This window comes from Streptomyces sp. NPDC093085, assembly GCF_040683935.1.
Classification (GTDB): Bacteria; Actinomycetota; Actinomycetes; order Streptomycetales; family Streptomycetaceae; genus Streptomyces.
This window is the reverse complement of sequence record NZ_JBFBFB010000002.1, coordinates 215,607-239,056: the sequence shown is the minus strand read 5'-3', so window position 1 is coordinate 239,056 and position 23,450 is coordinate 215,607. Positions and strand designations below refer to the sequence as shown.

Here is a 23,450-nt window from a genome sequence, read left to right as displayed (position 1 = left end):
TGCTACTGACCGGCCGGATTCTCCTTGCTCTCCTTTCCGAGCAGGGAGTTCATCCGGGCGATCTCGGCGCTCTGCGTGGTGATGATGGCCCTGGCGAGCTTCCTGGCGCCGTCGTGGACGCCCTGCGAGCTCTCGGCCTCGGCCATGTCGACCGCGCCCTCGTGGTGCGCGACCATCATCGTCAGGAACGCGGTGTCGAACGCCGCGCCCTCCGCCTTCGCCAGCTCCGCCATGTCGTCGCCGGTCATCATCCCGGCCATGGAGTGGCCGTCATGGCCCGAGGGCCCGGCCTGCTCGGTGTTCTCGCGCTCCGGGGCCTCCTCGCCCCAGGACTTCAGCCACCCCGAGAGCGTCTTGATCTCCGGGTCCTGGGCCTTCCTGATCTCCGACGCGAGCGTCAGCACCGCGTCCGACGAGGCCCGGTCGGGCGCGAGCTCCGCCATCTCCACGGCCTGCCGGTGGTGCGGGATCATCGCCTGCGCGAAGGTCACGTCGGCGGCGTTGTGGCGCGAGCCCGCGGCCGATGCGGAGGCCGACGGCGCCGCGCCGCCGGAGCTGTCCTGCCCGCCGCACCCGGCGAGCAGCAGGACGGCGCTCACGGTGACGGCGGCGGCGACGGCGCCCCGGCGGCGGGGGGAACGGGAACGGTACGAGGTCATGCGGAATCAACTCCTGTACGAGAAAAGGGACATGGCACGCCGGAGCCGGACCCGTGGGTACGGGGCCGACGGGAAGCCCCTATATGCGCAGGAGTTGAAGTGCGCTCAGCGAAGGCGGCGCCCGGTCGCCCAGACCGTCCGGGACCCCCTGGAACACGACCGGCCCGGCGCTCGCCACACCGTCGTACGGCACCATCGGTGGCGCCCAGAGCTCCGGGCCGCCCCGGGTGCCGGTCGCGGCGCAGGTGGCGTCCGCGTGGTCCAGATGCCCGCCGTCATGGTCTTCGGGCGGTGCGCAGACCGGCGCGTCCGCCGGGGTGACATGCGCCGGGGCGGCGGCGACGGCCCCCATGGCATGTGGGCCCATCGCGGGGACGGGACCGAGCCCGTGCATGGCCAGCACCCCGGCCACCACGGCCAGCACCAGCAGCAGGGCACGCACCCCCGAGGGTCCGCGCTCGCCGTGCCGGTGCCGTCTCATGGCGTCATGCTACCCATACCCCCCACCCCTACCGCACGACAGGGTGGGCCATCCGCAGCGCGCCCGGTGCGGTGTCCGGGCAGACGGACAGGCGGACTCACCCGGGGCGCCCGCTCCGCCGTTCCCGGGAGAGCAGCCAGAGCAGATACACCCCGCCGAGCGCCCCCGTCACCAGACCCACCGGGATCTGGAACGGGGCCAGCAGCCGCTGCGCCAGCAGATCGGCCGTGGCCAGGAGCAGGGCTCCGGTGACCATCGCCGCGCCGACCGGGGCGCCGGGGGAGCGGGTGATACGGCGGGCCAGTTGCGGCGCGGCCAGCGCCAGGAAGCCGATGGGGCCCGCCACCGCGATGGCCGCACCGGCGAGGGCGACACCGAGCAGCAGCCCCACCACCCGGACCCGGGGCACGGAGACGCCGAGCGCGCCCGCCGTGTCGTCGCCCATCTCCATCAGCCGCAGCGGCCGGCCCAGTGCCAGCGCCGCCACCGCGAGCACCGGCAGCGCGAGCGCCAGCGGGACCACCTGCGGCCAGGACACCGCGTTGAGGGAGCCGAACGTCCACGCCTTCGCGCTCTCCGCGGACTCCAGATCGGCCCGGGTCAGCAGATAGTCGTTGACGGAGGCGAGCATCGCGCCCACCGCGATCCCGGCCAGCACCAGACGGTTCCCGGAGACCCCGCGCGCCGCCGTGAACACATAGACCGCCACCGCCGTACCGAGCCCGCCGAGCACCGAGCCCGCCCCGACCCCGATCCCGATCCCCGCCGAGCCGCCGCCCGCCAGGATGACCACGAGCGCGCCGCTGGTCGAGCCGGTGGTGAAGCCGATGACATCCGGGCTGCCCAGCGGGTTGCGCGACAGGCTCTGGAAGAGCGCCCCGGAGAGCCCGAGCGCCGCCCCCACCAGCAGCGCGGCGCAGACCCGTGGCAGCCGCTGGCCCACCACGATGAACCGGTCGGTGGCCGAACCGCCCCCGGCGAAGAGCACATCGGCGACGTGCGCTGCGTCGATCCGGTACGTGCCGGTGAAGACGGTCACCGTCCACACCACCGCACACCCCACCAGCAGCACCGCCGTCGCGAGGGCGGTACGGCCCGTGTACCGCAGGGCGAACCCGCGCGGCAGCCGGACCACCCGGGCGGGCGCGGGCCCCCGGGACCCGGCGGCCGGGCGGCGGCGGCCCCGTACGGCCCCGGTGGCGGCGCTCACGCGGCGACCGCCCGGTCCCGTACGACCAGCCAGAGCAGCACCGGTGCCCCCACGAACGCGGTGACGATCCCCACCTCCAGCTCGCCCGGCGGCGCGATCACCCGCCCCGCGATATCGCCGACCAGCAGCAGGATCGCCCCGCACGGCGGCGCGAACGCCAGCAGCCAGCGCAGATCCGGGCCGAGCAGCAGCCGCAGCACATGCGCCACGACCAGCCCGACGAAGCCGATCGGCCCGGCCGCCGCCGTCGCCGCCCCGCAGAGCAGCATGACCGCCACGAACCCGGCACCCCGCACCCACGCCACCCGCACCCCGAGCGCCGCGCCCGCCTCGTCGCCGAGCGCCAGCGCGTTGAGGGAGGGCCCCAGCGCCAGCGCGACCACGGCGCCCGCCACCACGAAGGGCACCGTGGCGGTCAGCGCCTCGGTGCCCCGGTTCTCCAGCGAGCCGACCACCCAGAAGCGGTACGAGTCGAACGCCGCCGAGTCGAACATGGTGAGGATCCCGGTACACGCCCCCAGACTCGCCGAGAGCGCCGCCCCGCCCAGCACCAGCCGGGTGTGGTGGGCGCCCCGGGCCGAGCCCGAGGTGAGCGCGTACACCAGCAGCGCCGCCCCCACCGCGCCCGCGAAGGCGAACCACACATAACCCGCCACGCTCGTCACATGGAACGCGGCGATCGCGGTCACCACGGCGAACGAGGCACCGGAGTTGACGCCCACGATGCCCGGCTCCGCCAGCGGGTTACGGGTGATGGCCTGCATCACGACCCCCGCCAGCGCCAGCGCCGCGCCCACCGTGACCGCCAGCGCGGTACGCGGCAGCCGCAACTGACGGACGATGACGGCCTCCGCGCTGCCGTCGTCGTGCAGCAGCACCCGCCAGGCGGTGTCGAGCGGCACCCCGCGCGCTCCGACGCCCACACTCACCAGGACCAGCAGGACGACCAGGCCGAGACAGACCGTCAGCCCCACCACCCGCCGTCCGCTCCGCGCGGCGCGCACGGGACGGTCCGGCCGCGCACCGCCGGCCGGCCCGGAGGCGCCCGTACGGACGGCCGCCGCACCCCCCGTACCTGCCGTCATGTGATCCATCGCATGGTTCCCGCCGCTACTCATTTGGACTTAGGAGAGCCTAAGCTAACCGATCGTGTACCACTTCCGCGACCTCCCGATCACCCGCCTGATCAGCGGTATCGCCCTCTCGGGCGCCCTGCTGCTCACCGGCTGCTCCACCGATGCGACGACATCCTCGTCGACCACGACGTCCTCGCCGGCGTCCAAGGCGCCGGCCTCCGCCGCCACCCACACCGCCCCCCGCTCCGTGCCCCAGGGCATGGGCAGCGGCAAACCGGACGGTGAATTCCCCCGTACCGTCGGCCACTTCGAGGGAAAGACCACCCTGAAGGCCGAGCCGAAGAAGGTCGTGGTCATCTCCACGGGACAGGCCGACGCGCTCCTCACCCTCGGCACGGTCCCGGCCGGCTCCACCCGGGGGGACGGCGCCGAGGTCGTCCCCGCGTACCTGAAGAAGGACTTCCCGCGGGACGCCGCCGCGCTGGACAAGGTCGTCGACGTGGGCTCGCGGGTGGACCCGGACCTGGAGACCATCGCCAACATCAAGCCCGACCTGATCCTGATGAACACCGCGGGCAAGAACGCCAAGAGCCTCTACACGGCGCTCAGCGCGGTCGCCCCCACCATCGCCACCCAGGGCACCGGGCTCTACTGGAAGCAGGACTTCCTGCTCCTCGCCGACGGCCTCGGCAAGACCGAGCAGGCCCGTACGTATCTGGACCGCTTCCACCGGGACGCCGCCGCGCTGGGCGACTCGCTCGACAAGCCGGTGACCGTCTCCTTCCTGCGGCTCAACGGGGACCGGCTCCGGGTCTTCGGCGTGCCGTCGTTCACCGGCAGCATCGCCGAGGACGCCGGGCTCGGCCGTCCGGAGAGCCAGCGGTTCGACGAGACGTCCGAGGACATCAGCAACGAGCAGCTCGACCGGGCCGACGCCGACTGGATCTTCTACGGGGTCCAGGGCGACGCGAAGAAGACCGCCGAGCTGACCAAGGCACCGCTGTGGCCGACGCTCTCCGCCGTCGCCGGCAGGACCGCGATCCCCGTCGACGACGACGTCTTCTACCTCAACACCGGGCCCACGGCCGCCCGTGACGTCCTCACCGAGCTGAAGAAGCGCCTGACCTGAGAGAAAGCGCCTGACCTGAGAGAAGGGGCAGGGCGGCCGGTACAACACGTACCGGCCGCCCTGCCCCTGTGTTTCCGTCCGCGGCGTCAGCCCACGAAGATCTCGGCCACCGACCAGATCGCGAGCCCGAGCATGCAGAGCCCGCCGATGCGCTGCACCGTCTTCAGCGGGACCCGGGTGGCGATGAACCGGCCCGCCAGCAGGGCCAGCGCGGAGACCGACATCAGCGCCGCCGCCGAGCCGATCGCGGTCGACCAGGTGCCGTTGCTCGCGGCGAGGTTGGCCGTGGTGATCTGGGTGAGATCGCCCCACTCGCTGATGAAGACGGCCATGAAGGCGGTCGAGTAGACCGGCCAGAACCCGGTCACGGTCCTGGTCTCCGTCTCCTCCTCGGCGTCGTCGCCCCCGCCGGGCCGCAGCAGCATGTACGCGCCGAAGCCGAAGAGCAGCGCCGAGACGAGTTTGACGGTCCAGCCGGGCAGCAGCCCGATGAGGCTGCCCGCCCCGATGGCGATGGCGACATGCACGATGAACGCGGTCGAGGTGCCGAACCACACATAGAGCGGACGCATCCGGGTCCCCATGGCGAGGGACGCGAACATGGTCTTGTCGGGGAGCTCCGCGAGGAAGATCAGACCGAAGGCGGTGAGGACCGCCAGGGGATCGAGAGACATTCCGGGTGGCTTTCTCTGGGGGCCGGGCCCGGATCTTCGCGACGCACCGTGACGGTGCCAGGAGGACCACTCGGCCCGGCACGACGGTGCGGCCCACGGGACGCGGGCCTGTCAGTGCCTGACCGAAGGTCTCGCCCGCCCGCCTGATTCGGCGGGCCCGGCCACCGGGAACCCGGGGGTTCCAGTGTGTCGACGACCGGTTCGCGGGGCTACTCCCCTTCGCTGCCCCCACAGTACCCCACCGGTGGCGCGCCCCGGACCCGTGGGAGTGCTACCGGGGCGGGCCCCGACCGGGGCGCTGGGCTCACGGAGAGTCACGCGTACGGGCGCCGCCGTCACCCGCGAACCGTACGGCGTCCGTGTGAACCGTGCGGCAACCGGGTGTCCGGTCGGGTCTGTCGGATGGCCCGAGCCGACGGGCTGCCGTGTAGTGGGCGCATGCGGTCGCGATCGGGCGGGCGCCGTGCTGCCCGTGAAGGCGGCCTGATCCGAGGAGTCTCTACATGAAGTGCAACACCAGGTCGGTCGCCGCGATGGCCGCGGCCGTACTCTGCGCCGCCGCTCTCGCCGGATGCTCCGGCAGCAACGCGACGGAAGAGGCACCCGCGGAGGCGGCGGCCTCCGCGTCGATGTCCGGGGAGATGTCCCCGTCCCCGACCGGCTCCATGGGCCTCGCCAAGGTCTCCGCGAGGGACGTGGCGCCGTACGGGAAGATCCTCGTCAACGGCGAGGAACGGACGCTGTACGTCTTCGAGGCGGACAAGGACAAGGAGTCCACCTGCCTCGACGAGTGCGTGAAGACCTGGCGTCCCCTGACGGTCACGGACGACAACGAGCCCAAGGCCGGCAGCGGGGGCGTCAAGCAGGACCTGCTGTCCACCATCACCCGTACCGACAATCTGAAGCAGGTCACCTACGACGGTCACCCGCTCTACACCAACAAGCTCGACCACAACCCGGGCGAGACCCACGGCCAGGACAAGACCGAGTTCGGTGCCAAGTGGTACGTCATCGACCCGGAGGGCAAGCCGGTCACCACCCCGCCGCCGAGCGGCAGCGCCTCCCCGAGCTCCACCAAGAGCCCCGGGGAGAGCGCGAGCCCGAGCGGTGAGATGAGCGCCGAGCCCACCGCCACCGGGTGATATCCGGTCCCGCCACGGCAGCCCCCGCCCACCGCGTACGCGGTGAACGGGGGCTCGCGGTTTTCCGGCACCGATCAGCCGGGACCGGGGTGGTGCGGACGGGACCGGGTCACCGGCCGGGGCCGCGCTTGCCGCCCCGGAAGCCCCGCTCGTCCTGGTCGGTCTCGTACTCGATCTGCTCCTTGCGGACCTCGGCCGAGACCTCGCGCTCCTCGGTGACCTTCTCCGTCTCCATCCTGACCCGCTCGACCGGGATCGACTCCTTGCTGATCAGCGGCTGGTCGGCGTGGAGGGTCACCTCCGTCTGGGCCTCGCCGATCCGGGTCCCCCGGATCGAGGCGCGGTCCTCCGGCGAGATCGCCTCGTGGACCACCCGCACCTCCTCGTGGCTGAGCGGCACGGAGGTGGTGACGTTCTCCGTCACGACGACCTTGCGCAGCCGCGCGTGGCCCACCTCGCGCTCCTCCGTGGTGACGTGCAGCTCCTCCTCGGAGCGGATGAGCTCCTCGCCGTGCTTGCCCATGGCGCCCAGGTCGGCGCCGCGCGTCCCGGCCATGGCCGGTCCCCGGGCCCCCTCCGCCATCCGGCCGGTGGACATCGTCGACTCGGCGCCCATACCGGCGCCGGTACGGGCCTGGGCCGACCGGCCCATGGGCGCCGCGGTGCCGATACCGCCCGCCGCGGTGAGCCCGTAGTGCTGGTAGAGCTGCTTCTCCTGGCCGGGGTCCAGGTGCTCGTCGGCTTCGAGGCGCGGCGCCTCCTTGACCGTGTCCTTGGCGTACGGGACATGGATGTCCTCACCGGCGCGCCGGGCTCCGGTGAGCGGTACGAGGCTCTCCTTCATCCCGAAGAGGCCGGTCCTGACGGTGACCCACTCCGGGCGGCCCGTGCGGTCGCCGACGTAGACCTGGCCGACGTTGCCGATCTTGTCGCCGTCCCTGTCGTACACGCTCCTGCCGTTCAGACTGCTCGGGTTGTTGAACACGCCTTCGGCTGACATCAGTGATCACTCCTCGCCTGGGGGAAGCGCGTCTGTGGGATCAGGCCCCTCACGGCCAGGCGCGCACGACACCATCGCGCATCCGCACCGGCCCTTCGGCAACCCGGGGAGTCCGGCGGGCCGGGGGCTCCGCCGCCCGCCGCCCTGTCCGGACGGCGTTCCCCGGGGGCGGCCACCCCTTCCCGAATTGGGCCATTCGGGTGAATGTAAGACGGCGTCGGCTGGTCCCCGCCGGGTGCGTCCGGATGGGAGCCCACCGCCCGGTTCATCCGGCATTACCCCGGTTCCTCCGGCATCCTGGAGAGCGGCGGCCGACGGGCCGGAGCTGCGGCCGGAGCGGATGTACGGAGAGAGCGGGCCCATGGCGGTGGAACGGATCGGTCTCGTGGTCCACCAGGGCCGTCGGGCGGCGCTGGACGCGGCCCGTACCGTCCACGCCTGGGGCGAGGCGCACGGCGTGCCCTGTACGGAGATCGACGTCTGGCGGGACCACGAGCCGCGCCATGACGACCAGGAGGAGGCCTCCGCCGCCGGCAACCCCGACCTCGTGGTCACCCTCGGCGGCGACGGCACCTTTCTGCGCGGCGCCCGGATCGCCGCCCGGAGCGACGCCGCCGTCCTCGGCGTCGACCTCGGCCGCGTCGGCTTCCTGACCGAGGTGCCCGCCGCGCATGTCACCGAGGCGCTGGACGCCGTCCACCACGACCGGGCCGTCGTCGAGCGGCGCATGACGCTCACCATGCGCGCCTCGCGCCCGCTGGAGATGCCCTCGGAGGTCGAGGCGCTGCTCCGGCACGGCCGGGGCCCCTCGCTGCCGCCGCCCCATGTACGGGCCGGGGCCACCGGGGAGGGGTGGGGCGTCCCGCTGGACATCATCGCCCTCAACGACATCGTGCTGGAGAAGCTGGCCAGGGACCGGCAGGTCGCCCTCGGGGTGTACATCGCGGGCCGGCTCCTCGCCTCGTACTCCGCCGACGCGGTCATCGTCGCCACCCCGACCGGCTCCACCGCCTACAGCTTCGCGGCCGGCGGGCCCGTGCTCTCCCCGCACATGGACGCCGTGGTCTTCACCCCGGTGGCCCCGCACATGACCTTCGACCGTACGGTCGTCGCCGCCCCCGACGAGCCGGTCGCGCTGCGGATCCTGCCGCACTCCGGGGAGGTCGCGGTCTCCATCGACGGCCAGCTGCGCGGGGCGCTGGAGCCGGGGGACTGGGTCGGGGTGTACGGGGCCACGTACCGGCTGCGCCTGGTCCGGCTGGGGCCCATCGACTTCTACACCCGGCTGCGCGAGCGGTTCCATCTCACCGACGCGCCCGCCACCGCCGCCGACGGCCAGGCGGCCCCGCTCTTCCGCCCGGACACCCCGGTCCCGGACGACCTGGCCCATCTGCGCTTCCCGCCCCTCCCGGAGGCGCCCCCGGAGGAGCGGACCGGGCCGCGCCGCTGACGGGCGGTCAGTCGAGCCAGTGGCGGCGGCCGAGCGCGATCAGCCGCAGCCGCCGCCGCGCCGCCGACGCCACCCGCGCCTCCGCCTCGGCCGCCGGGGCGTCCTGCGCCGCGTAGAGGAAGGCGGAGGCCGTCATCACGATCTGGTCGGTGTAGAGCTCCGCCAGCATCCGCAGGTCCTCCTGGCTCCAGCCGGCCGACGCGGGCTCCGCCGCGAGCACGGCGGCCACCTCCGCGGCGAAACCGCGCAGTTGGGCGTCGATGGCCTCGCGCACCGGGCGTACCCCGCCGTGCCGCTCCCGGGCGATGAACCGGACATGCGCCGGTTCGGCCCGTACATAACCGGCCATCAGCCCGACGATCCGGTCGATCCGCTCCTCGTCGCCGGCCGTCCCGGTCAGGATCGCGCCGACCGTCGCGTGCAGGCTGCCGAGCGCCTGCTCGACCAGGGCCACCCCGAGACCGGCCGGGTCCCGGAAGTGCCGGTAGAAGGCGGTCGGGGCGACCCCCGCCGCCCGGGTCACCTCGCGGAGCCCGAGGCTGCTGAGGCTCTGCTCCTCCAGCAGCAGCAGCGCGGCGTCGAGCAGCGCCTGACGGGTCCTCTGTTTCTGGGCCTGGCGGAGACCCGGGGTGTGACTCATGCCATTCAGTAAACAACTGTTCTCCGGCAGGCGGAAGCCTAGACTGAGCAGTCAGTGCACAAGTGTTCTCGCAACCCCGCTCCGCCGTGCCCGCCCGCCCCTGTCAGGAGGCATCCATGGTCTTTCTCGTCGCGGCCCTTCTCGTGATGGGGGTGGTGCTCGGCACGGTCGCCCACACCCCGCTCCCCGTCACCCTGGCCGGCGCCGCCTTCATCGCCATCTGGCTGTCCCTCTTCACCGCCCGTGAAGTGCGCGCCCGAGGGCGGCGGAACTGATGGCGGCCGTAGGGACACGGGAGTCCGCCGCCGACGACATGGCGGTCGCCTCGTTCGTCCTGGGGCTGCTCGGCCTGCTCGTGCTCAACATCGTCCTCGGGCCCCTCGCCGTCGTCCTGGCGGCGCTCGCCCTCGCCCGGTCCACCGGCCGCCGGGGCCGGGCCGTGCTCGGGCTCCTCCTCGGCGTCGCCGACCTCGTCGTCCTCGCGGTGGCCGTCGGCGTCGACGGCACGGTCTCCTGTGGGCTCGCGGGCTGAGCGGGCGGCTCCGTGCCCCCGTGACCCCGGCCGTCCCGGTCCGCGTCACCCCGGGGCCGGGGCGCGCCGGGTCCTGGTCCACTCCCGTACCCCCTCCGCCGGCCATGTGTTGACGACCCGCTCCACCGGGACACCGCACTCCTCGGCCCGCGCGCACCCCAGCGGCTGCCAGTCCAACTGGCCCGGCGCGTGCGCGTCGGTGTCGATCGCGAAGAACACCCCGGCCGCCACCGCCTCACGGAGCAGCCGCCTCGGCGGGTCGAGCCGCTCCGGGCGGCTGTTGATCTCCACCGCCGTACCGGTCCCGGCGCACGCCGCGAAGACCGCCTCCGCGTCGAACCGCGACTCGGGCCGGCTGCCGCCCGGCTCCCGGTCCCGCCGCGTACGGCCGATGAGCAGGCGTCCGGTGCAGTGGCCCAGGATGTCGACACGGGGATCCTGGACGGCGGCGACCATCCGCCGGGTCATCGCCGCGGCGTCCATCCGCAGCTTCGAGTGGACCGAGGCCACCACCACATCGAGCTCGTCGAGCAGGCCGGGGTCCTGGTCGAGCGAGCCGTCCGGCAGGATGTCGCACTCGATGCCGGTCAGCAGCCGGAACGGCGCCCACCGGGCGTTCAGTTCCGCGATCACCGCGAGCTGTTCGCGCAGCCGCCCGGCCGAGAGACCGTTCGCCACCCGGAGACCGGGGGAGTGGTCGGTGAGCACCGCCCACTCATGGCCCAGCGCCGCCGCCGTACGCCCCATCACCTCGATCGGGCTGCCCCCGTCCGACCAGTCGGAGTGCAGATGGCAGTCGCCGCGCAGCGCCGCCCGCAGCACCTCCCCGCCGGTCGCGAGGGGCGCCGCCGCCTCCCGCTCCAGCCGCTCCAGATAGGCGGGTACGGTGCCCTCCGCCGCCTCCCGTACCACCTGGGAGGTGCGGGGGCCCAGGCCGCGCACCCGGTCCAGGGTGCCCGCCCGGGCGCGCCGTACGACCTCCTCGGGGTCCATCGCCGCCACGGTCTCGGCGGCGGTACGGAACGCCTTGACCCGGTAGGTGTCCGCCCGCGCCCGCTCCAGCAGGAACGCGGTCCGCTCCAGCACGTCCACCGGATCCATGGATGCCCCCGTCTCGCCACCGGGCCTTCCGCCCCATTGTCGGCGCGGCGGACCTGTGCCGCATCTCCCGCCGGTACCGCCCCGGAACGCGATGAGACCCCGCACCGTCCTGGGACGGTACGGGGCCTCACCCGGGCCGCAGGGCGTATCCCGTACGCGCGGCTCCGGGGCCGGTCCCGACCGGAGCTTCGCGCGCACCGTGGGTCGGTGCGGCGACGCGGCACGCCGCCCGGCTGGGCGGCGGGAGCAAGGAGGGCCCGTGACGGGCACCCCGGTCAGGACGGCGGGTCATGCTGGTCATGCGGATGGTGCGGTGGTGCGGGTGGTACGGGTACTACGGCCGGTACGGCCGAACGCGTGTCAGCCCTGGGCGGCGGAGCGACGCTTGCGCGAGGCCCACATGATGCCCGCGCCCGCCACCAGCACCACACCGGCGGCACCGGCGATCAGCGGGGTGGAGCTGGACGCACCGGTCTCGGCGAGGTCGTCACCGTTCGGGCTCGGCTGCGACGAGGGCACCGCGGCGGGCGAGGTGCTCGTCTCCTCCGCCGGGGTCGACTCCTCGGCGGACGGGGTGTCCTCGCTGGGCGTCGCCTCCGGAGCGGTCTCCGAGGGGGTCGGCTCGGGCGTCTCCTCGGCCGGCGGGGTCTCCGCGGGCGGGGTCGGCTTCTCCTGGCCCGGGCAGACGGGGGCGGTCTTGGTCTCGTCCTTGTCGAACCGCTCACCGTCGGCGGCCTTGACGACGAGACGCACCGCCAGCTCGCTGCTGTGCTCGGGCAGGTCGAGCTTCTTGCTGAAGTTGTTCCGGAAGTTCTCCGTGGGCAGCAGGTCCTTGCCGTCCACGGTGACCGTCACGGTGTTCTTGTCGCTGTTGCCGTACGCGGTCAGGTTCAGGCTCACCTCGTCGCACGAGACCGACCAGGTCGGCGTGTGCGCGAACGCGGGGGCCGCGGACAGGCCGACCGCCAGGGCACCGGTCGCCGCGACCGCTATGAAGGCGCTGCGGCGCCGCCACGATCTGCTGAATTGGGTCACAAAATCCTCCGCTATAACCGCGCCGCCCACGATGACGGCGCGCGCGCACAGTACCGCCATCGGCGCGGAAGCCGACAACCGCCCCACCCAACTCACCCTCTCCGCCCGCCCCCTGGACCTGCGCGGACGGGGCAGGGACGGTCCGGAAGGCCCGCCGGGGGAGGGGCGGAAGGGGGCGGGCGGGGCGCGTGATCATAAACCGGAAGGATGGGCCGATCATGGCGTCATCACTGCTTTCACCCGTCATTACGGGGGTGTGAACCCGACGGACAAGCGCTTACCCGCACCCCTTCATGACTCCACACCGAGGCAGAGGTAAATATTCCGTCAATAAACGGCCGGGAGTTTTCCGTTGGGCCGGAAACCGGTGAATTCCGCCCGGACCGCGCCTCATCGGCGGCCGTCCTTCTCCCCGGGGCCGCGCCGGGCGAAGGCGCGCCGGGCCCGCCGGCTGAGCGCCGTCAGCCGGGGGTGGCGTTCGCGCTGCTCCCGGGAGGCCTTGTCCAACTCCTCCATCAGCCGCCGGGAGCGGTGCTCCAGGTGCAGTTCGTCCAGGATCCGGTCGAGTTCGGCCAGCAGGGCGCCGTACAACTGCCACTGGGCGGGGTCGGCCCGTACCTGCTCCAGCAGCAGCGCGGCCAGCCGCTCCCGGCTCGCCCGCGCCCCGTCCAGATCCTCCGCGAGCCGCGCCTCCGCGGTCTCCGCGCTCCGGCTGACATCGGTGGTCACCATGACGGCGAAGCTCACCACCGCGTCCGCGACCCGGCCCAGCAGATCCTGGAGCGCGGCCCCCACCTCCGGCGGGAAGAGCGCCCGGCGCTCCCGCTCCTTGGCGAGGTCGGTGAGGGTCCTGGCCAGCACCCGCAGCACCACCGTGCAGATCTCCAGGGTGTCCAGCCCCGTCCGCAGCACCACCCGGTGCAACAGCCCTTCCTTCACCCGGGGATTGAGCCGGAGGCTGTCCTCCGCCTGCCGCAGCGCCGCGTCCACCTCGGTGATGTCGTGGTCGAGCCGGCGCGCCTCGTGGAGCCGGGAGGCGGCGCGCTCCACCGGCACGGAGTCCGTCAGCCCCTCCCCGACGCCCAGCAGCAACTGGCGCATCCGGCGGGCCAGCCCCTCCACCGACTCGCCGGCCGTCGCCACCCAGACCGGCGGCGCCAGCAGGAAGTTGAAGGCCATCCCCACCGCCGCGCCGATCAGCGTCTCCAGCACCCGGTCCCACGCGGTCGACGCCACCCGGGGCACCCCGAGCACCAGCATGGCGCTGATCGCCACCTCGGGCACGAACTCGCTCACCCGGACCAGCCGCCCCACCACCAGCGAGGCGAGGATGATCAGCCCCAGGCTCCACCAGGTCAGCCCGACCAGCACACTGAACGCGCTGGCCACCAGCACCCCGGCGACCACGGCGTTCACCCGGCGGATACCGGTGGTCAGCGTCGAGTAGAGGGTCACCTGGACGACGAGGAGCGCGGTCAGCGGCGCGGTGAGCGGCGAGGGCTCGCTGCTCAGCCGCAGCGCGACCACATAGGCGATCGTCGCGGCGGCGGTCGACCGGAGCGTCTGGGTGACGACGGGCTCCCGCCCCCACTTCACCCACTCCGCCACCGGAACACCCAGCAGAACTCTGGCTTCACGCACGCCCCCTTCCTTCCCACCCGCACCGGAGTCGACCCCCGCCCGGCGGGACGGATGGTCCGGCTGGGGGAGCGGCGGCGCGCCCCGGGGCGCACCCTGGAGAGGAGGGCCACCGGGCGCGGCCCTCCCCGGACAGGTCGACGGCCCCGGAGCGGAGGGTGCGGCGGTGACCAGGCGATTCCCGTGGCATGACGGCCTCCCGGTACGGGACCGGGTCGCGCTGGCCGCCGCCGTGCTGGCGCCCCTGGCGACCGCGGGGATCCTGGTGCCGCTGCGCACGACCCTGGCGGGCGCGAATCTCGCGCTGATCCTCGTCGTGGTCGTCGTCGCGGTCGCCGCCCTCGGCAACCGGGTCGCCGGCGCGCTCGCCGCGCTCTTCTCCGCGCTCTGGTTCGCCTTCTTCCTCACCCGGCCGTTCGACCGCCTCAGCGTCACCCGGGCGGGCGATGTGACCACGGCGGTGCTGCTGCTGGCGGTGGGGCTCGCCGTCTCCCAGATCGCCGTACGGGCCCGGCGGCTGCTGATCACGACGGTGGTCGACGCCGGGCTCCTCGCCCGGATCCACGACACCGCCCGGCTCACCCGCACCAGCGCCTCCCCCGCCGCCGTGGTCGACCAGGTCGGCGGGCAACTCGTCGACATCCTGCGGCTGCGGGGATGCCGCTTCGAGTACGGGACCCTGCTCGGCCACCCCGCGCGGCTGGAGCAGGACGGCACGGTCGTCGTGGACCGCGAGCCCTGGGACCTGGAACGGCGCGGCTGGCCGGAGGGCGAGATCGAACTCCGCGCCCTGGCGGGCGGCCACTACCAGGGCCGCTTCATGCTCCGCCCCACCCCGGGCCTCGTCCCCGACCTCCGCATCCGCCAGGTCGCCGTCACCCTGGCCGCCGACGCCGGCGCCGCCCTGGACACCACGGGCCCGACCCCGGACACCTGACGCCGCCGCACACCCCGGGCGCCACGCCCCGGGCGTCGCCCCGGCGCTCGCGCACTCCGGGCCCGGACACCCGGCCCGGGGCGGGCGAGCGCCCCGTACCGTATCCGTACCGGCCGGGCCCGTATGCCCGTCACCCGGCGCCCCGTCCCCACGGCGCGAGGTCCCCGCGCCGCACCCGTCCCTGAAAGGACGTCATGCCCCTCATCGGCACCGGAGAGACCGTCGCGGCCGCGGTGGCGGCCGGCCACGCCGCCGCCGCCTTCAACGTCATCCAACTGGAGCACGCCGAGGCGATCATCGCCGGGGCCGAGGCCGCGGGGGCCCCGGTCATCCTCCAGATCAGTGAGAACGCGGTGCGCTACCACGGCGCCCTCGCACCGCTCGCCCGGGCCGCGCTCGCCGCCGGGGAGCGGGCCGGGACGGCGGTCTCCGTCCATCTCGACCATGTCACCGAGCCCGCCCTCGTCGAGGAGGCCCTGCACCTGGGGGTGCACTCGGTCATGTTCGACGCCTCCACCCTCGGCTACGCCGAGAACGTCAAGGCCACCGCCGAGGTCGTCGCCCGCTGCCATGACGCGGGCGTGTGGGTGGAGGCCGAACTCGGCGAGGTCGGCGGCAAGGACGGGGTCCACGCCCCCGGCGTACGGACCGACCCCGCCGAGGCCGCCGCCTACACTGCCGCCACCGGCGTCGACGCCCTCGCCGTCGCGGTGGGCACCTCGCACGCCATGCTCACCCGCGACGCCGCACTCGACCACGCGCTCATCGCGGCGCTCCGCGAGGCCGTTCCCGTCCCCCTGGTGCTCCACGGCTCCTCGGGGGTCTCCGACGACGGTCTCACCGAGGCGGTCCGGCACGGCATGACGAAAATCAACATATCGACCCACCTCAACAACGCCTTCACCACCGCCGTACGCGACCACCTCGCCGCCCACCCCGCCGTCGTCGACCCCCGGAAGTACCTCGGGGCGGGACGGCACGCGGTCGCCACCGAGGTGACCCGGCTGCTCGGGATCCTCCGGCCCGGCCCGGACGGCCCCGGTCCCAACGGCCCCCGTCCGGACGGCACGGACTAGCGCGCGCCCGCCGGGAGCCGGTGGGCCGCGAGCGCCCTGACCAGCGCGGCGTGGTCCGCCCGGTTCCGCACGGCGTACCGCAGCGCGAACGCCGCCACCGCCCGGTCGAAGACCTCCGAGCCGCCGAGGTAGGCGGCGATGGCGATCCGGTCCCCCGAGCGGGCGTGCGCCAGCGCCAGGGCCCGCCCGCAGAGCACCGCGTACTCCCGCAGCAGCGCGGGCGACAGCTCCGCGACGACCGCGCCCCCCTTCGTGTCCCGCAGCCGCCGCCAGTAGAAGTGCCGCCCCTCGGGCCCGCTGACCCAGCCGAGGAAGATGTCGCCCGCCGCCTGGAGCAGCCGCTGCCCGGCCACCACCCGGTGGCCCTGGTGCACGTATCCGCTCTGCTGGACATGGGGTTCGAGCGCCGACCGCCCGGCCTCCTTGAGCTGGAGCAGCAGCGGGTCCGCCGCGTCCCGCCCCTCCAGCAGGACGACGAAGCACCGGACCCCGACACTGCCGACACCGACCACCTTGCGGGCCACGTCCACCAGGCGGAACCGGTCGAGCAGCACCCGGCGCTCCTCCGGGAGCGCGGCGCGGTAGCCGATGAAGATCCGCCGCAGCAGCGCCATGTCCAGCGGCCCCACCGGCTCGACCAGCGGCGGCTGATGGCGGATCCGGCGCCGCCCCTGCGCCAGGTCGGTCAGCCGCTCCACCGCCCGGGGCCCCGCCTCGCGCAGCGCCCGCGCCAGCCCGTCCCCGGCGAGCGCCGTCAGCTCGGCGGTGCCGGTCACGGCGTACCAGACGTCCAGCTCCCCGAGGTGGGCGAGCCACCGCATCGTCGTACGGTACGAACCGGCCGCGCCCCGCGCCGCCTCCCGGGCCTCCGTCGCCGTGCCGCCCCGGTCGGCGACGGCCACCGCGACACTGGCGGCGAGCCGCTTCACATCCCACTCGAAGGGGCCCGGCAGGGTCTCGTCGAAGTCGTGGAGATCGAAGAGCAGGGCCTGCCCCTGCGCGTCGAACACCCCGAAGTTCAGCAGGTGCGCGTCCCCGCAGAGCTGCACCGTCAGCCCCGTACGCGGCTGGTGGGCGAGGTCGGCGGCCATCACGGCGGCGGCGCCGCGCAGATACGCCAGCGGGGAGACGGCCATCCGCTCGTACCGCAGCGGCGCCAGCTCGGGGAGCCGGTGCGCCGCCTGACGCGCCAGCACCACGAGCGGGTCGAGCCGGTCGGCGGCCGGGATCCACAGCCCGTGCGAGGACCGGGACGCCTGCTTGCGGGCCGCCCTGCCCCGCGCGGCCCGCTCGGGCGGAGTGACCATGATGTCCCCTCTCGCCGTGGTGGCGCGGTGCCGTGGCGCGGCGCGGCCGGTGCTCCGAGCATCCCGCCCCGCCGTCCCGGCGGCCCGGTGCGCGGGGCATTGGAGTGAGCGCGCGCCCTACCCGGAATCCGGGCGTCCCGTTGGACATTTTTGCGGATGCGCGCGCATTCGAGGAACGTGGCGTGTCGGCCCAGGGTGCGTGGCATGCTGCGACGAGCGCCCTTCACCGGGACAACACCACAGGTTCCCGGGGCGGTTCGGGGAGGTCGGATGGATCGGAGCCGGAGTTCCGCTGAGCCGCCGTCGGCCGCCCCCGCCGGAGCCCGTGAGACCCCCGCCGACCAGGAGTGCGTGGACCACGGCCGTACGGTCCAGGAGTGCGGGGGCCAGGAGCGCACCGGCCGGGAGTGCGCGGGCCAGGACCTCCGGGCGGCCCGCAGGGAGCGGTTGCTGACGACGGCCACCGAACTCTTCACCGCCCACGGCTACCCCGCCACCTCCATCGAACGGATCTGCGCCACTGCCCAGGTCCCGGTGCGCGCCTTCTACGAGGAGTTCGAGGGGCGCGAGGCGCTGCTGATCGCCCTGCACAACGATGTCGCGCGGGCCGGGATGGAGGCCGCGCTGACCGTGCTCAGCGACCCCGCCATGGAGGGCGCCGGCGCACGGGCCCGGATCACCGCCCTCACCCGCGCCTACCTGGACGCCGTCACCGCGCACCCCGCCGCCACCCGGATCGCCTTCGCCGAACTCACCGGCGCGGGCCGGGCCGTCGAGGAACACCGGCTGCTCTGGCGCAGCCTCTGGTCCGACTTCCTCAGCGGGGAGGCGGAGCGCGCCGCCGAGCGGGGCGAGGCCGCGCCCCGCGACCACACCCTCGCCATCGTGGCGCTCATCGGGGCCATCAACGAACTGGTCGCCCACTGGTCCCGCGACCCCACCGCCTTCCCCCGGGAACTGCTCGCCGACGAACTCGTCCACCACGTCCTCGCCGCGCTGGGCATCCGCACCGACCACCCCACGGACGACGACCGTCCCCCGGACGACGACCACTTCACGGACGACGGCCACTTCACGGACGACGACCATCCCACGGACGACGACCACCCCACGGACGAAGGGAACTGACGCGATGCCCGGACTCTGGCACCAAGTGCTCCACACCATGTCCCAGCCCGGGGCGTCCCCCGACGACGACCTGCTCGCCCAGGCCGCCGCGGACATCGCCCTGCGCGACCACCCGCGGACCCCGGCCGACGCCGACACGGTCCTGGAGATCGCCCGTACCGAGTTCGCCGCGGTCCTCGGCCGGGAGCAGGCGCAGGCGGCCCTGGACCGGGCCCGCCGCCGCGCCGCCCGGGACTGACCCCCGCTCCCGGGCGGATAGCCTGGTCACACGATGAACCGTGTGACGACACCCTGGGGCGACTTCGGCCTCACCCGCTTCCCCGACCACCCCCGCGAGACGCTGCGCGCCTGGGACTCCGCCGACGAGTACCTGCTGCGCCACCTCGCCGAGCCGGCACCGGAGGGGGAGCCGGGACCTGAAGGGGAGCCGGGACCGGAAAGGGAGCCGGGACCGGAAAGGGAGCCGGGACCGGGAGGACCGGGAGGAGCCGGGGACGCGGACGGCGCCCCGGTGACGGGCGGCGGCCCCGGGCTCGGCGGTACGGTCGTGGTCGTCGGGGACCGGTGGGGCGCCCTCACCACCGCGCTCGCCGCCCACCCGGACCGGGCCACCGGCACCCTCGTCCAGATCAGCGACTCGTACCTCACCCAGCAGGCCACCCGCGCCAATCTGCGCCGCGCCGGGCTCGCCGAGGACGCCGCCCTGCTGCTCTCCACCCTCGACACCCCGCCGGAGCGGATCGACGTCCTGCTCGTCCGCGTCCCCAAGAGCCTCTCCCTGCTGGAGGACCAGCTCCACCGGCTGGCGCCCGCGCTCCACCCCGGGACCCTCGTCGTCGGCACCGGGCGCGTCACCGAGATCCACACCTCCACCCTCCGGCTCTTCGAGCGGATCCTCGGCCCCACCAGGACCTCCCTCGCCGTGCGGAAGGCCCGGCTGATCTTCTGCACCCCCGTGCCGGGCCGGCCGGACGGGACCGCCACCCCCTGGCCGCACCGGTACGCGCTCCCCGAAGGGATCGGCGCCGTCTCGGGCCGTACGGTCGTCAACCACGCCGGGATCTTCTGCGCCGAACGGCTCGACATCGGCACCCGGTTCCTCCTCCGCCACCTCCCGCGCGACCGGGGGCCCGCGCACATCGTCGACCTGGGATGCGGCAACGGGGTCGTCGGCACCGCCCTCGCGCTGGAGAACCCGGGGGCCACGCTCACCTTCGCCGACGAGTCGTACGGCGCGGTCGCCTCGGCCGAGGCGACCTTCCGCGCGAACACCGCCCCGGACACCGGCGCGGAGTTCCTTCTCGGCGACGGCCTCTCCGGCGTACCGGCCGAGTCGGCCGACCTCGTCGTCACCAACCCGCCGTTCCACACCCACCAGGCGACCACCGACGCCACGGCGTGGCGGATGTTCACCGGGGCGCGCGCCGCGCTGCGGCCCGGGGGAGAGCTGTGGGTCATCGGCAACCGGCACCTCGGCTACCACCTCAAGCTGCGCCGTCTGTTCGGCCGGTGCGAGACGGTGGCGAGCGACCCGAAGTTCGTCATCCTGCGGGCCGTCAAACGCTGACCCCGGCGCCCCCGGACATGATGCCCTCGCATCTGCGAAGGAGGATCATCATAAGAATTGTAAATGCGACGACCTGCGGCCTATCTTGTCGCATATGCAGTCCTACACGATCGGTCAGGCGGCCCGTCTCCTCGGCGTGAGCCCCGACACCGCGCGCCGCTGGGCCGACGCGGGCCGGGTCGCCACCCACCGCGACGAGAGCGGGCGCCGGCTGATCGACGGTCCCTCCCTCGCCGCGTTCGCCGTCGAGGTCGGACAGAGCGGCGCCGACGAGGACGACGTCCCGTACACCTCGGCCCGTAACGCCTTCCCCGGCATCGTCACCGCCGTCACACTCGGCGATGTGGCCGCCCAGGTGGAGATCCAGGCCGGGCCGCACCGGCTGGTCTCCCTGCTGACCCGGGAGGCCGTCGAGGAACTGGGCCTCGCGGTCGGCATGCGGGCCACTGCCCGGGTCAAGGCCACCAGCGTGCACATCGACCGCGTCTGACCCCGCCGACCGTCGCTCCGTACCCGCGGGCACGGAACGATCCGGCCCTCTCGGGCGCGCCCCTCGCCCGCCTCCGCCTCACCGCCAAGGAGCCCCCTCATGTCCCTCTCCCCGACCCGCCGCCGCGCCGCCGCCGCGCTCGTGACCGCCGCCCTGCTCCTGCCGCTGGCGGCCTGCGGCGGCAAGGACGACACGAAGGACACCGGCTCCGCCGACGGCGGCTCGTCGGGCTCCCCGAAGTCCGCCCAGCTCACCGTGCTCGCCGCCGCCTCGCTCACCGACGTCTTCAAGACGGCCGGCGCCGCGTACGAGAAGGCCAACCCGGGCACCAAGGTCACCTTCTCCTTCGCCGGCTCGCAGGAACTGGCCGCCCAGGTCAACCAGGGCGCCCCCGCCGACGCGCTGGTCACCGCCGACACCAAGACCATGGACGGCCTGAAGAGCGACACCGGGACCCCGACCGTCATCGCCAGGAACCGGCTGGTCATCGCCACCGGAGAGGGCAACCCGGAGAAGGTCGGGAGCCTCAAGGACCTCGCGGACCCCAAGCTCAAGGTCGTCCTGGCCGCGCCCGAGGTGCCCGTCGGCCGGTACAGCAAGCAGGTGCTCGACGCGCAGAAGATCACCGTCAAGCCGGTCTCGCAGGAGCCCAACGTCCGCGCCGTCCTCAGCAAGGTCGAGCTGGGCGAGGCCGACGCCGGCATCGTCTACCGGACCGACGCCGCCACCGCGACCGACAAGGTCGACGCCGTCGACATCCCCGACGCGCAGAACGCGATCGCCCAGTACCCGGCGGCCACCCTCAAGAGCTCCCGGAACGCCGAAGCCGCCGCCGCGTTCGTCACCTGGCTCAGCGGCCCGGAGGCCCAGAAGATCCTCCAGGCGGCCGGCTTCCAGAAGCCGTAGGCTCCGGCGGCCGCCCGTGGTCACCGCCGCCGGGCGGCCCTCCGCCGTCCCCGCCCGCCGCCGTACGGTTCCGGTCCCGTACGGCGCCCCGCGCACCCGCCGGGTCCCGGGACCCCGACACCTCCCGGGACCTGACCGTCCCTCCACCCGCCGACACCACCACCGGGGGCCCCGATGAGCCGCGCCCGCGTCCGGGGGCTCCGCGCCCCCGTCGCCCTGACGGTGCCCGCGCTGCTGGCCGTCGCGTTCCTGCTGCTGCCCCTGCTCGGCATCCTCGCCAGGACCGACTGGGGCGGGCTCTCCACCCATCTCACCAGCCCCGCGGTGGTCCAGGCGCTCCAGCTCTCGCTGCTCGTCTCGTTCTGGGCGCTCGGGCTCTCGCTCCTTCTCGGGGTGCCGCTGGCCTGGCTGCTCGCCCGGGTGGACTTCCCCGGCAAGACACTCGTCCGCACCCTCGTCCTGCTCCCCATGGTGCTGCCGCCGACCGTCGGCGGCGTGGCACTGCTCCTCGGCTTCGGCCGGCGCGGGCTGCTCGGGCCCTGGCTGGAGGAGACCTTCGGGCTCACCCTGCCGTTCCACACCTCGGGCGCCGTGGTCGCGGCGACCTTCGTCGCGATGCCGTTCCTCATCATCAGCCTCGAAGGCACCCTCGCCGGGCTGCGGCCCGCGTACGAGGAGACCGCCGCCTCGCTCGGCGCCTCCCCGCTGCGGGTCTTCGCCACCGTCACCCTGCCGATGGTGGCGCCCGGGCTCGCCGCCGGCGCCGCGCTCACCTGGGCGCGGGCGCTCGGCGAGTTCGGCGCCACGATCACCTTCGCCGGGAACCTCCCCGGCACCACCCAGACCCTGCCGCTCCAGGTCTATCTGCTCCTCCAGGACTCCCCGGAGGCCGCCACCTCGGTCTCCCTGCTGCTGCTCGCCATCGCCATGGCCGTCCTGATCGCGCTCCGGGGCCGCTGGAGCGGCCAGACGGCCGGCGCCGCCGTCGACCCGGTGGCCGGACGCGTGCCCTCGGCCGCCGACGGTTCCGGCGGGGGAGACGGTGACCTCGGCCGTACGGAGACGACGCGCCCCGGGCCGGGCGACGCCCCCGCCGGTGACGGTCCCGCCGTACCCCTCAAGCAGGCCGACGCGGACGGGGACGCCCCCGGCCCGGCGCCGGAGCGGTGGCGGCTGCGCGCCGACGTGACCGGCTTCAACCGGCTCACCCTGGCCGCCGAACCCGGCACCACCATCGCCGTCGTCGGCCCCAACGGCGCCGGCAAGACCACCCTGCTCCGCGCCCTCCTCGGCCTCACCCCGCGCGCCCACGCCGCGCTCCGCCTCGGCGACCTCGACGTCGGCGGCCTGCCCCCGCACCGCAGGGGCGTCGCCTGGGTGCCCCAGAACGGCGCGCTCTTCCCGCACCTCAGCGCGCTCGCCAACACCGCGTACGGGTTGCGCGCCCAGGGCGTGCGCCGCGCCGAGGCCCGGCGCGGCGCCCAGCGCTGGCTCGACCGGCTCGGCGTCGGACACCTCGCCCACCGCAGGCCGCACCAGCTCTCCGGCGGGCAGGCGCAGCGGGTCGCGCTCGCCCGCGCGCTCGCCGCCCGGCCCCGGCTGCTCCTCCTGGACGAGCCGCTCGCCGCCCTCGACCAGACCACCCGGGCCCGGGTACGGCACACCCTCCGCGGCCATCTCGACACCTTCGGCGGGGTCTGCCTGATCGTCACCCACGACCCGGTCGAGGCGGTCTCGCTGGCCGACCGGGTCCTCGTACTCGACGAGGGAGAGGTCCTCCAGGACGCGCCGCCCGCCGAGGTGACCCGGCATCCCCGCTCCCCGTGGGTGGCCCGGATGCTCGGCCGCAACGCCTGGCCCGGGGTCGCGGGACCGGACGGCTTCGCGCTCGACGGGGGCGGCCGGCTGGTGGTCGCCGAGCCCGCGCCCGCCGCCACCCGGGCGCTGGCGGTCATCGCCCCGGAGGCCGTCGCCGTCCACCGGGAACGGCCCGGCGGCAGCCCCCGCAACGTCTGGCCCGGCACCGTACGGGAGATCACCGCGCTCGGCAGCAGACTCCGCGTCCTGATCACCTCGGACGAGGCCCCCGACCTGATCGCGGAGATCACCCACGAGGCGGCGGCCGAACTCGCCCTGGCCGACGGGGCCGCCGTCTGGACCGGCGTCAAGGCCACGGAGGTCACCCTCGTCCCCCTCTGACCCGGCCTCCCGCCGGGACGGAGCCGCCCGCGCGGAATATCCGTGGAGTCCGCCCGACGCGCTCGCTAGGGTC

General features: G+C 74.3%; 24 protein-coding genes. 13 read left to right on the top strand and 11 right to left on the bottom strand.

From position 1 onward, the window contains the following. Positions 1 to 2 precede the first annotated feature (2 nt). The 4 genes from AB0O07_RS07755 to AB0O07_RS07740 form a co-directional block, all read right to left on the bottom strand. On the bottom strand, positions 3 to 659 hold the full coding sequence (locus tag AB0O07_RS07755; RefSeq protein ID WP_365628630.1) for a DUF305 domain-containing protein: 657 nt from the start codon (positions 657 to 659) through the stop codon (positions 3 to 5). Between the two features lie 79 nt (positions 660 to 738). Then, positions 739 to 1,140, bottom strand: coding sequence for a DUF6153 family protein (locus tag AB0O07_RS07750; protein ID WP_365628627.1), 402 nt, complete (start codon positions 1,138 to 1,140; stop codon positions 739 to 741). 97 nt (positions 1,141 to 1,237) lie between these two features. Beyond that, entirely contained in the window at positions 1,238 to 2,350 is a 1,113-nt protein-coding gene (locus tag AB0O07_RS07745) for an iron chelate uptake ABC transporter family permease subunit (protein WP_365628624.1), read from the bottom strand. Then, positions 2,347 to 3,435: an iron ABC transporter permease gene (locus AB0O07_RS07740; RefSeq protein ID WP_365628621.1), complete on the bottom strand. Its 1,089-nt coding sequence runs from the start codon at positions 3,433 to 3,435 to the stop codon at positions 2,347 to 2,349. Before AB0O07_RS07740 ends, AB0O07_RS07745 begins: the two co-directional genes overlap by 4 nt. A 64-nt stretch (positions 3,436 to 3,499) precedes the next feature. On the opposite strand from AB0O07_RS07740, the gene AB0O07_RS07735 reads away from it, so the two are divergent. After that, positions 3,500 to 4,555, top strand: a complete 1,056-nt coding sequence (locus tag AB0O07_RS07735; RefSeq protein WP_365628618.1) for an iron-siderophore ABC transporter substrate-binding protein — start codon at positions 3,500 to 3,502, stop codon at positions 4,553 to 4,555. Between the two features lie 86 nt (positions 4,556 to 4,641). On the opposite strand, the gene AB0O07_RS07730 is transcribed toward AB0O07_RS07735, so the two are convergent. Further along, on the bottom strand, positions 4,642 to 5,229 hold the full coding sequence (locus AB0O07_RS07730) for a TMEM165/GDT1 family protein (protein WP_365628615.1): 588 nt from the start codon (positions 5,227 to 5,229) through the stop codon (positions 4,642 to 4,644). A 503-nt stretch (positions 5,230 to 5,732) separates the two neighbouring features. On the opposite strand from AB0O07_RS07730, the gene AB0O07_RS07725 reads away from it, so the two are divergent. Further along, positions 5,733 to 6,371, top strand: coding sequence for a hypothetical protein (locus tag AB0O07_RS07725; RefSeq protein WP_365628612.1), 639 nt, complete (start codon positions 5,733 to 5,735; stop codon positions 6,369 to 6,371). Positions 6,372 to 6,480: 109 nt separating this feature from the next. On the opposite strand, the gene AB0O07_RS07720 is transcribed toward AB0O07_RS07725, so the two are convergent. Next, positions 6,481 to 7,371, bottom strand: a complete 891-nt coding sequence (locus AB0O07_RS07720) for a PRC and DUF2382 domain-containing protein (RefSeq protein ID WP_365628609.1) — start codon at positions 7,369 to 7,371, stop codon at positions 6,481 to 6,483. Between the two features lie 361 nt (positions 7,372 to 7,732). Here AB0O07_RS07720 and AB0O07_RS07715 point away from each other — a divergent pair, with 361 nt between their 5' ends. Then, entirely contained in the window at positions 7,733 to 8,821 is a 1,089-nt protein-coding gene (locus AB0O07_RS07715; RefSeq protein WP_365628606.1) for an NAD(+)/NADH kinase, read from the top strand. Positions 8,822 to 8,828: 7 nt separating this feature from the next. Here the strand turns inward: AB0O07_RS07715 and AB0O07_RS07710 are convergent, their stop codons facing one another. Beyond that, a complete protein-coding gene (locus AB0O07_RS07710; protein ID WP_365628603.1) occupies positions 8,829 to 9,461 on the bottom strand; it encodes a TetR/AcrR family transcriptional regulator in 633 nt (210 codons plus the stop codon). A gap of 116 nt (positions 9,462 to 9,577) precedes the next feature. Between AB0O07_RS07710 and AB0O07_RS07705 the strand changes: the two genes are divergently transcribed. After that, the gene (locus tag AB0O07_RS07705) at positions 9,578 to 9,736 is read left to right on the top strand and encodes a hypothetical protein (RefSeq protein WP_365628601.1); all 159 of its coding nucleotides are present in this window, start codon (positions 9,578 to 9,580) and stop codon (positions 9,734 to 9,736) included. Next, a complete protein-coding gene (locus AB0O07_RS07700) occupies positions 9,736 to 9,993 on the top strand; it encodes a DUF4190 domain-containing protein (protein WP_365628598.1) in 258 nt (85 codons plus the stop codon). The genes AB0O07_RS07705 and AB0O07_RS07700 overlap by 1 nt, the downstream gene beginning before the upstream one ends. Positions 9,994 to 10,038: 45 nt before the next feature. On the opposite strand, the gene AB0O07_RS07695 is transcribed toward AB0O07_RS07700, so the two are convergent. The 3 genes from AB0O07_RS07695 to AB0O07_RS07685 all read right to left on the bottom strand — a co-directional run bounded on the left by AB0O07_RS07695 (position 10,039) and on the right by AB0O07_RS07685 (position 13,770). Beyond that, positions 10,039 to 11,094 carry a PHP domain-containing protein gene (locus AB0O07_RS07695; RefSeq protein WP_365628595.1) on the bottom strand — a complete coding sequence of 352 codons (1,056 nt, stop codon included), beginning with the start codon at positions 11,092 to 11,094 and terminating at the stop codon, positions 10,039 to 10,041. Between the two features lie 360 nt (positions 11,095 to 11,454). Continuing rightward, complete coding sequence (locus tag AB0O07_RS07690; RefSeq protein ID WP_365628592.1) at positions 11,455 to 12,129, bottom strand: LPXTG cell wall anchor domain-containing protein; 675 nt, start codon at positions 12,127 to 12,129, stop codon at positions 11,455 to 11,457. 390 nt (positions 12,130 to 12,519) lie between these two features. Then, positions 12,520 to 13,770, bottom strand: a complete 1,251-nt coding sequence (locus AB0O07_RS07685; RefSeq protein WP_365628589.1) for an aromatic acid exporter family protein — start codon at positions 13,768 to 13,770, stop codon at positions 12,520 to 12,522. A 163-nt stretch (positions 13,771 to 13,933) separates the two neighbouring features. Here AB0O07_RS07685 and AB0O07_RS07680 point away from each other — a divergent pair, with 163 nt between their 5' ends. Both AB0O07_RS07680 and AB0O07_RS07675 read left to right on the top strand, forming a co-directional pair. Further along, the gene (locus AB0O07_RS07680; RefSeq protein ID WP_365628586.1) at positions 13,934 to 14,704 is read left to right on the top strand and encodes a DUF4118 domain-containing protein; all 771 of its coding nucleotides are present in this window, start codon (positions 13,934 to 13,936) and stop codon (positions 14,702 to 14,704) included. A gap of 194 nt (positions 14,705 to 14,898) precedes the next feature. Beyond that, the gene (locus tag AB0O07_RS07675; RefSeq protein WP_365628583.1) at positions 14,899 to 15,780 is read left to right on the top strand and encodes a ketose-bisphosphate aldolase; all 882 of its coding nucleotides are present in this window, start codon (positions 14,899 to 14,901) and stop codon (positions 15,778 to 15,780) included. Here AB0O07_RS07675 and AB0O07_RS07670 read toward each other — a convergent pair. Then, a complete protein-coding gene (locus tag AB0O07_RS07670) occupies positions 15,777 to 17,087 on the bottom strand; it encodes a DUF2252 domain-containing protein (RefSeq protein WP_365628580.1) in 1,311 nt (436 codons plus the stop codon). The genes AB0O07_RS07675 and AB0O07_RS07670 overlap by 4 nt on opposite strands. A gap of 270 nt (positions 17,088 to 17,357) precedes the next feature. Here AB0O07_RS07670 and AB0O07_RS07665 point away from each other — a divergent pair, with 270 nt between their 5' ends. The 6 genes from AB0O07_RS07665 (at position 17,358) to AB0O07_RS07640 (ending at position 23,377) form a co-directional block, all read left to right on the top strand. After that, positions 17,358 to 18,215, top strand: coding sequence for a TetR/AcrR family transcriptional regulator (locus tag AB0O07_RS07665; RefSeq protein WP_365628577.1), 858 nt, complete (start codon positions 17,358 to 17,360; stop codon positions 18,213 to 18,215). A 4-nt stretch (positions 18,216 to 18,219) separates the two neighbouring features. Next, a complete protein-coding gene (locus tag AB0O07_RS07660; RefSeq protein WP_365628575.1) occupies positions 18,220 to 18,453 on the top strand; it encodes a hypothetical protein in 234 nt (77 codons plus the stop codon). Positions 18,454 to 18,486: 33 nt separating this feature from the next. Continuing rightward, positions 18,487 to 19,782 (top strand): class I SAM-dependent methyltransferase, encoded by a 1,296-nt coding sequence (locus AB0O07_RS07655; RefSeq protein WP_365628573.1) that lies wholly within the window; start codon positions 18,487 to 18,489, stop codon positions 19,780 to 19,782. 94 nt (positions 19,783 to 19,876) lie between these two features. Continuing rightward, entirely contained in the window at positions 19,877 to 20,272 is a 396-nt protein-coding gene (locus tag AB0O07_RS07650; protein ID WP_365628570.1) for a helix-turn-helix transcriptional regulator, read from the top strand. Positions 20,273 to 20,371: 99 nt separating this feature from the next. Then, positions 20,372 to 21,178 (top strand): molybdate ABC transporter substrate-binding protein, encoded by an 807-nt coding sequence (gene modA / locus AB0O07_RS07645; protein WP_365628567.1) that lies wholly within the window; start codon positions 20,372 to 20,374, stop codon positions 21,176 to 21,178. A 174-nt stretch (positions 21,179 to 21,352) separates the two neighbouring features. Beyond that, positions 21,353 to 23,377 (top strand): ABC transporter permease, encoded by a 2,025-nt coding sequence (locus AB0O07_RS07640; protein WP_365628564.1) that lies wholly within the window; start codon positions 21,353 to 21,355, stop codon positions 23,375 to 23,377. Positions 23,378 to 23,450: the final 73 nt, after the last annotated feature.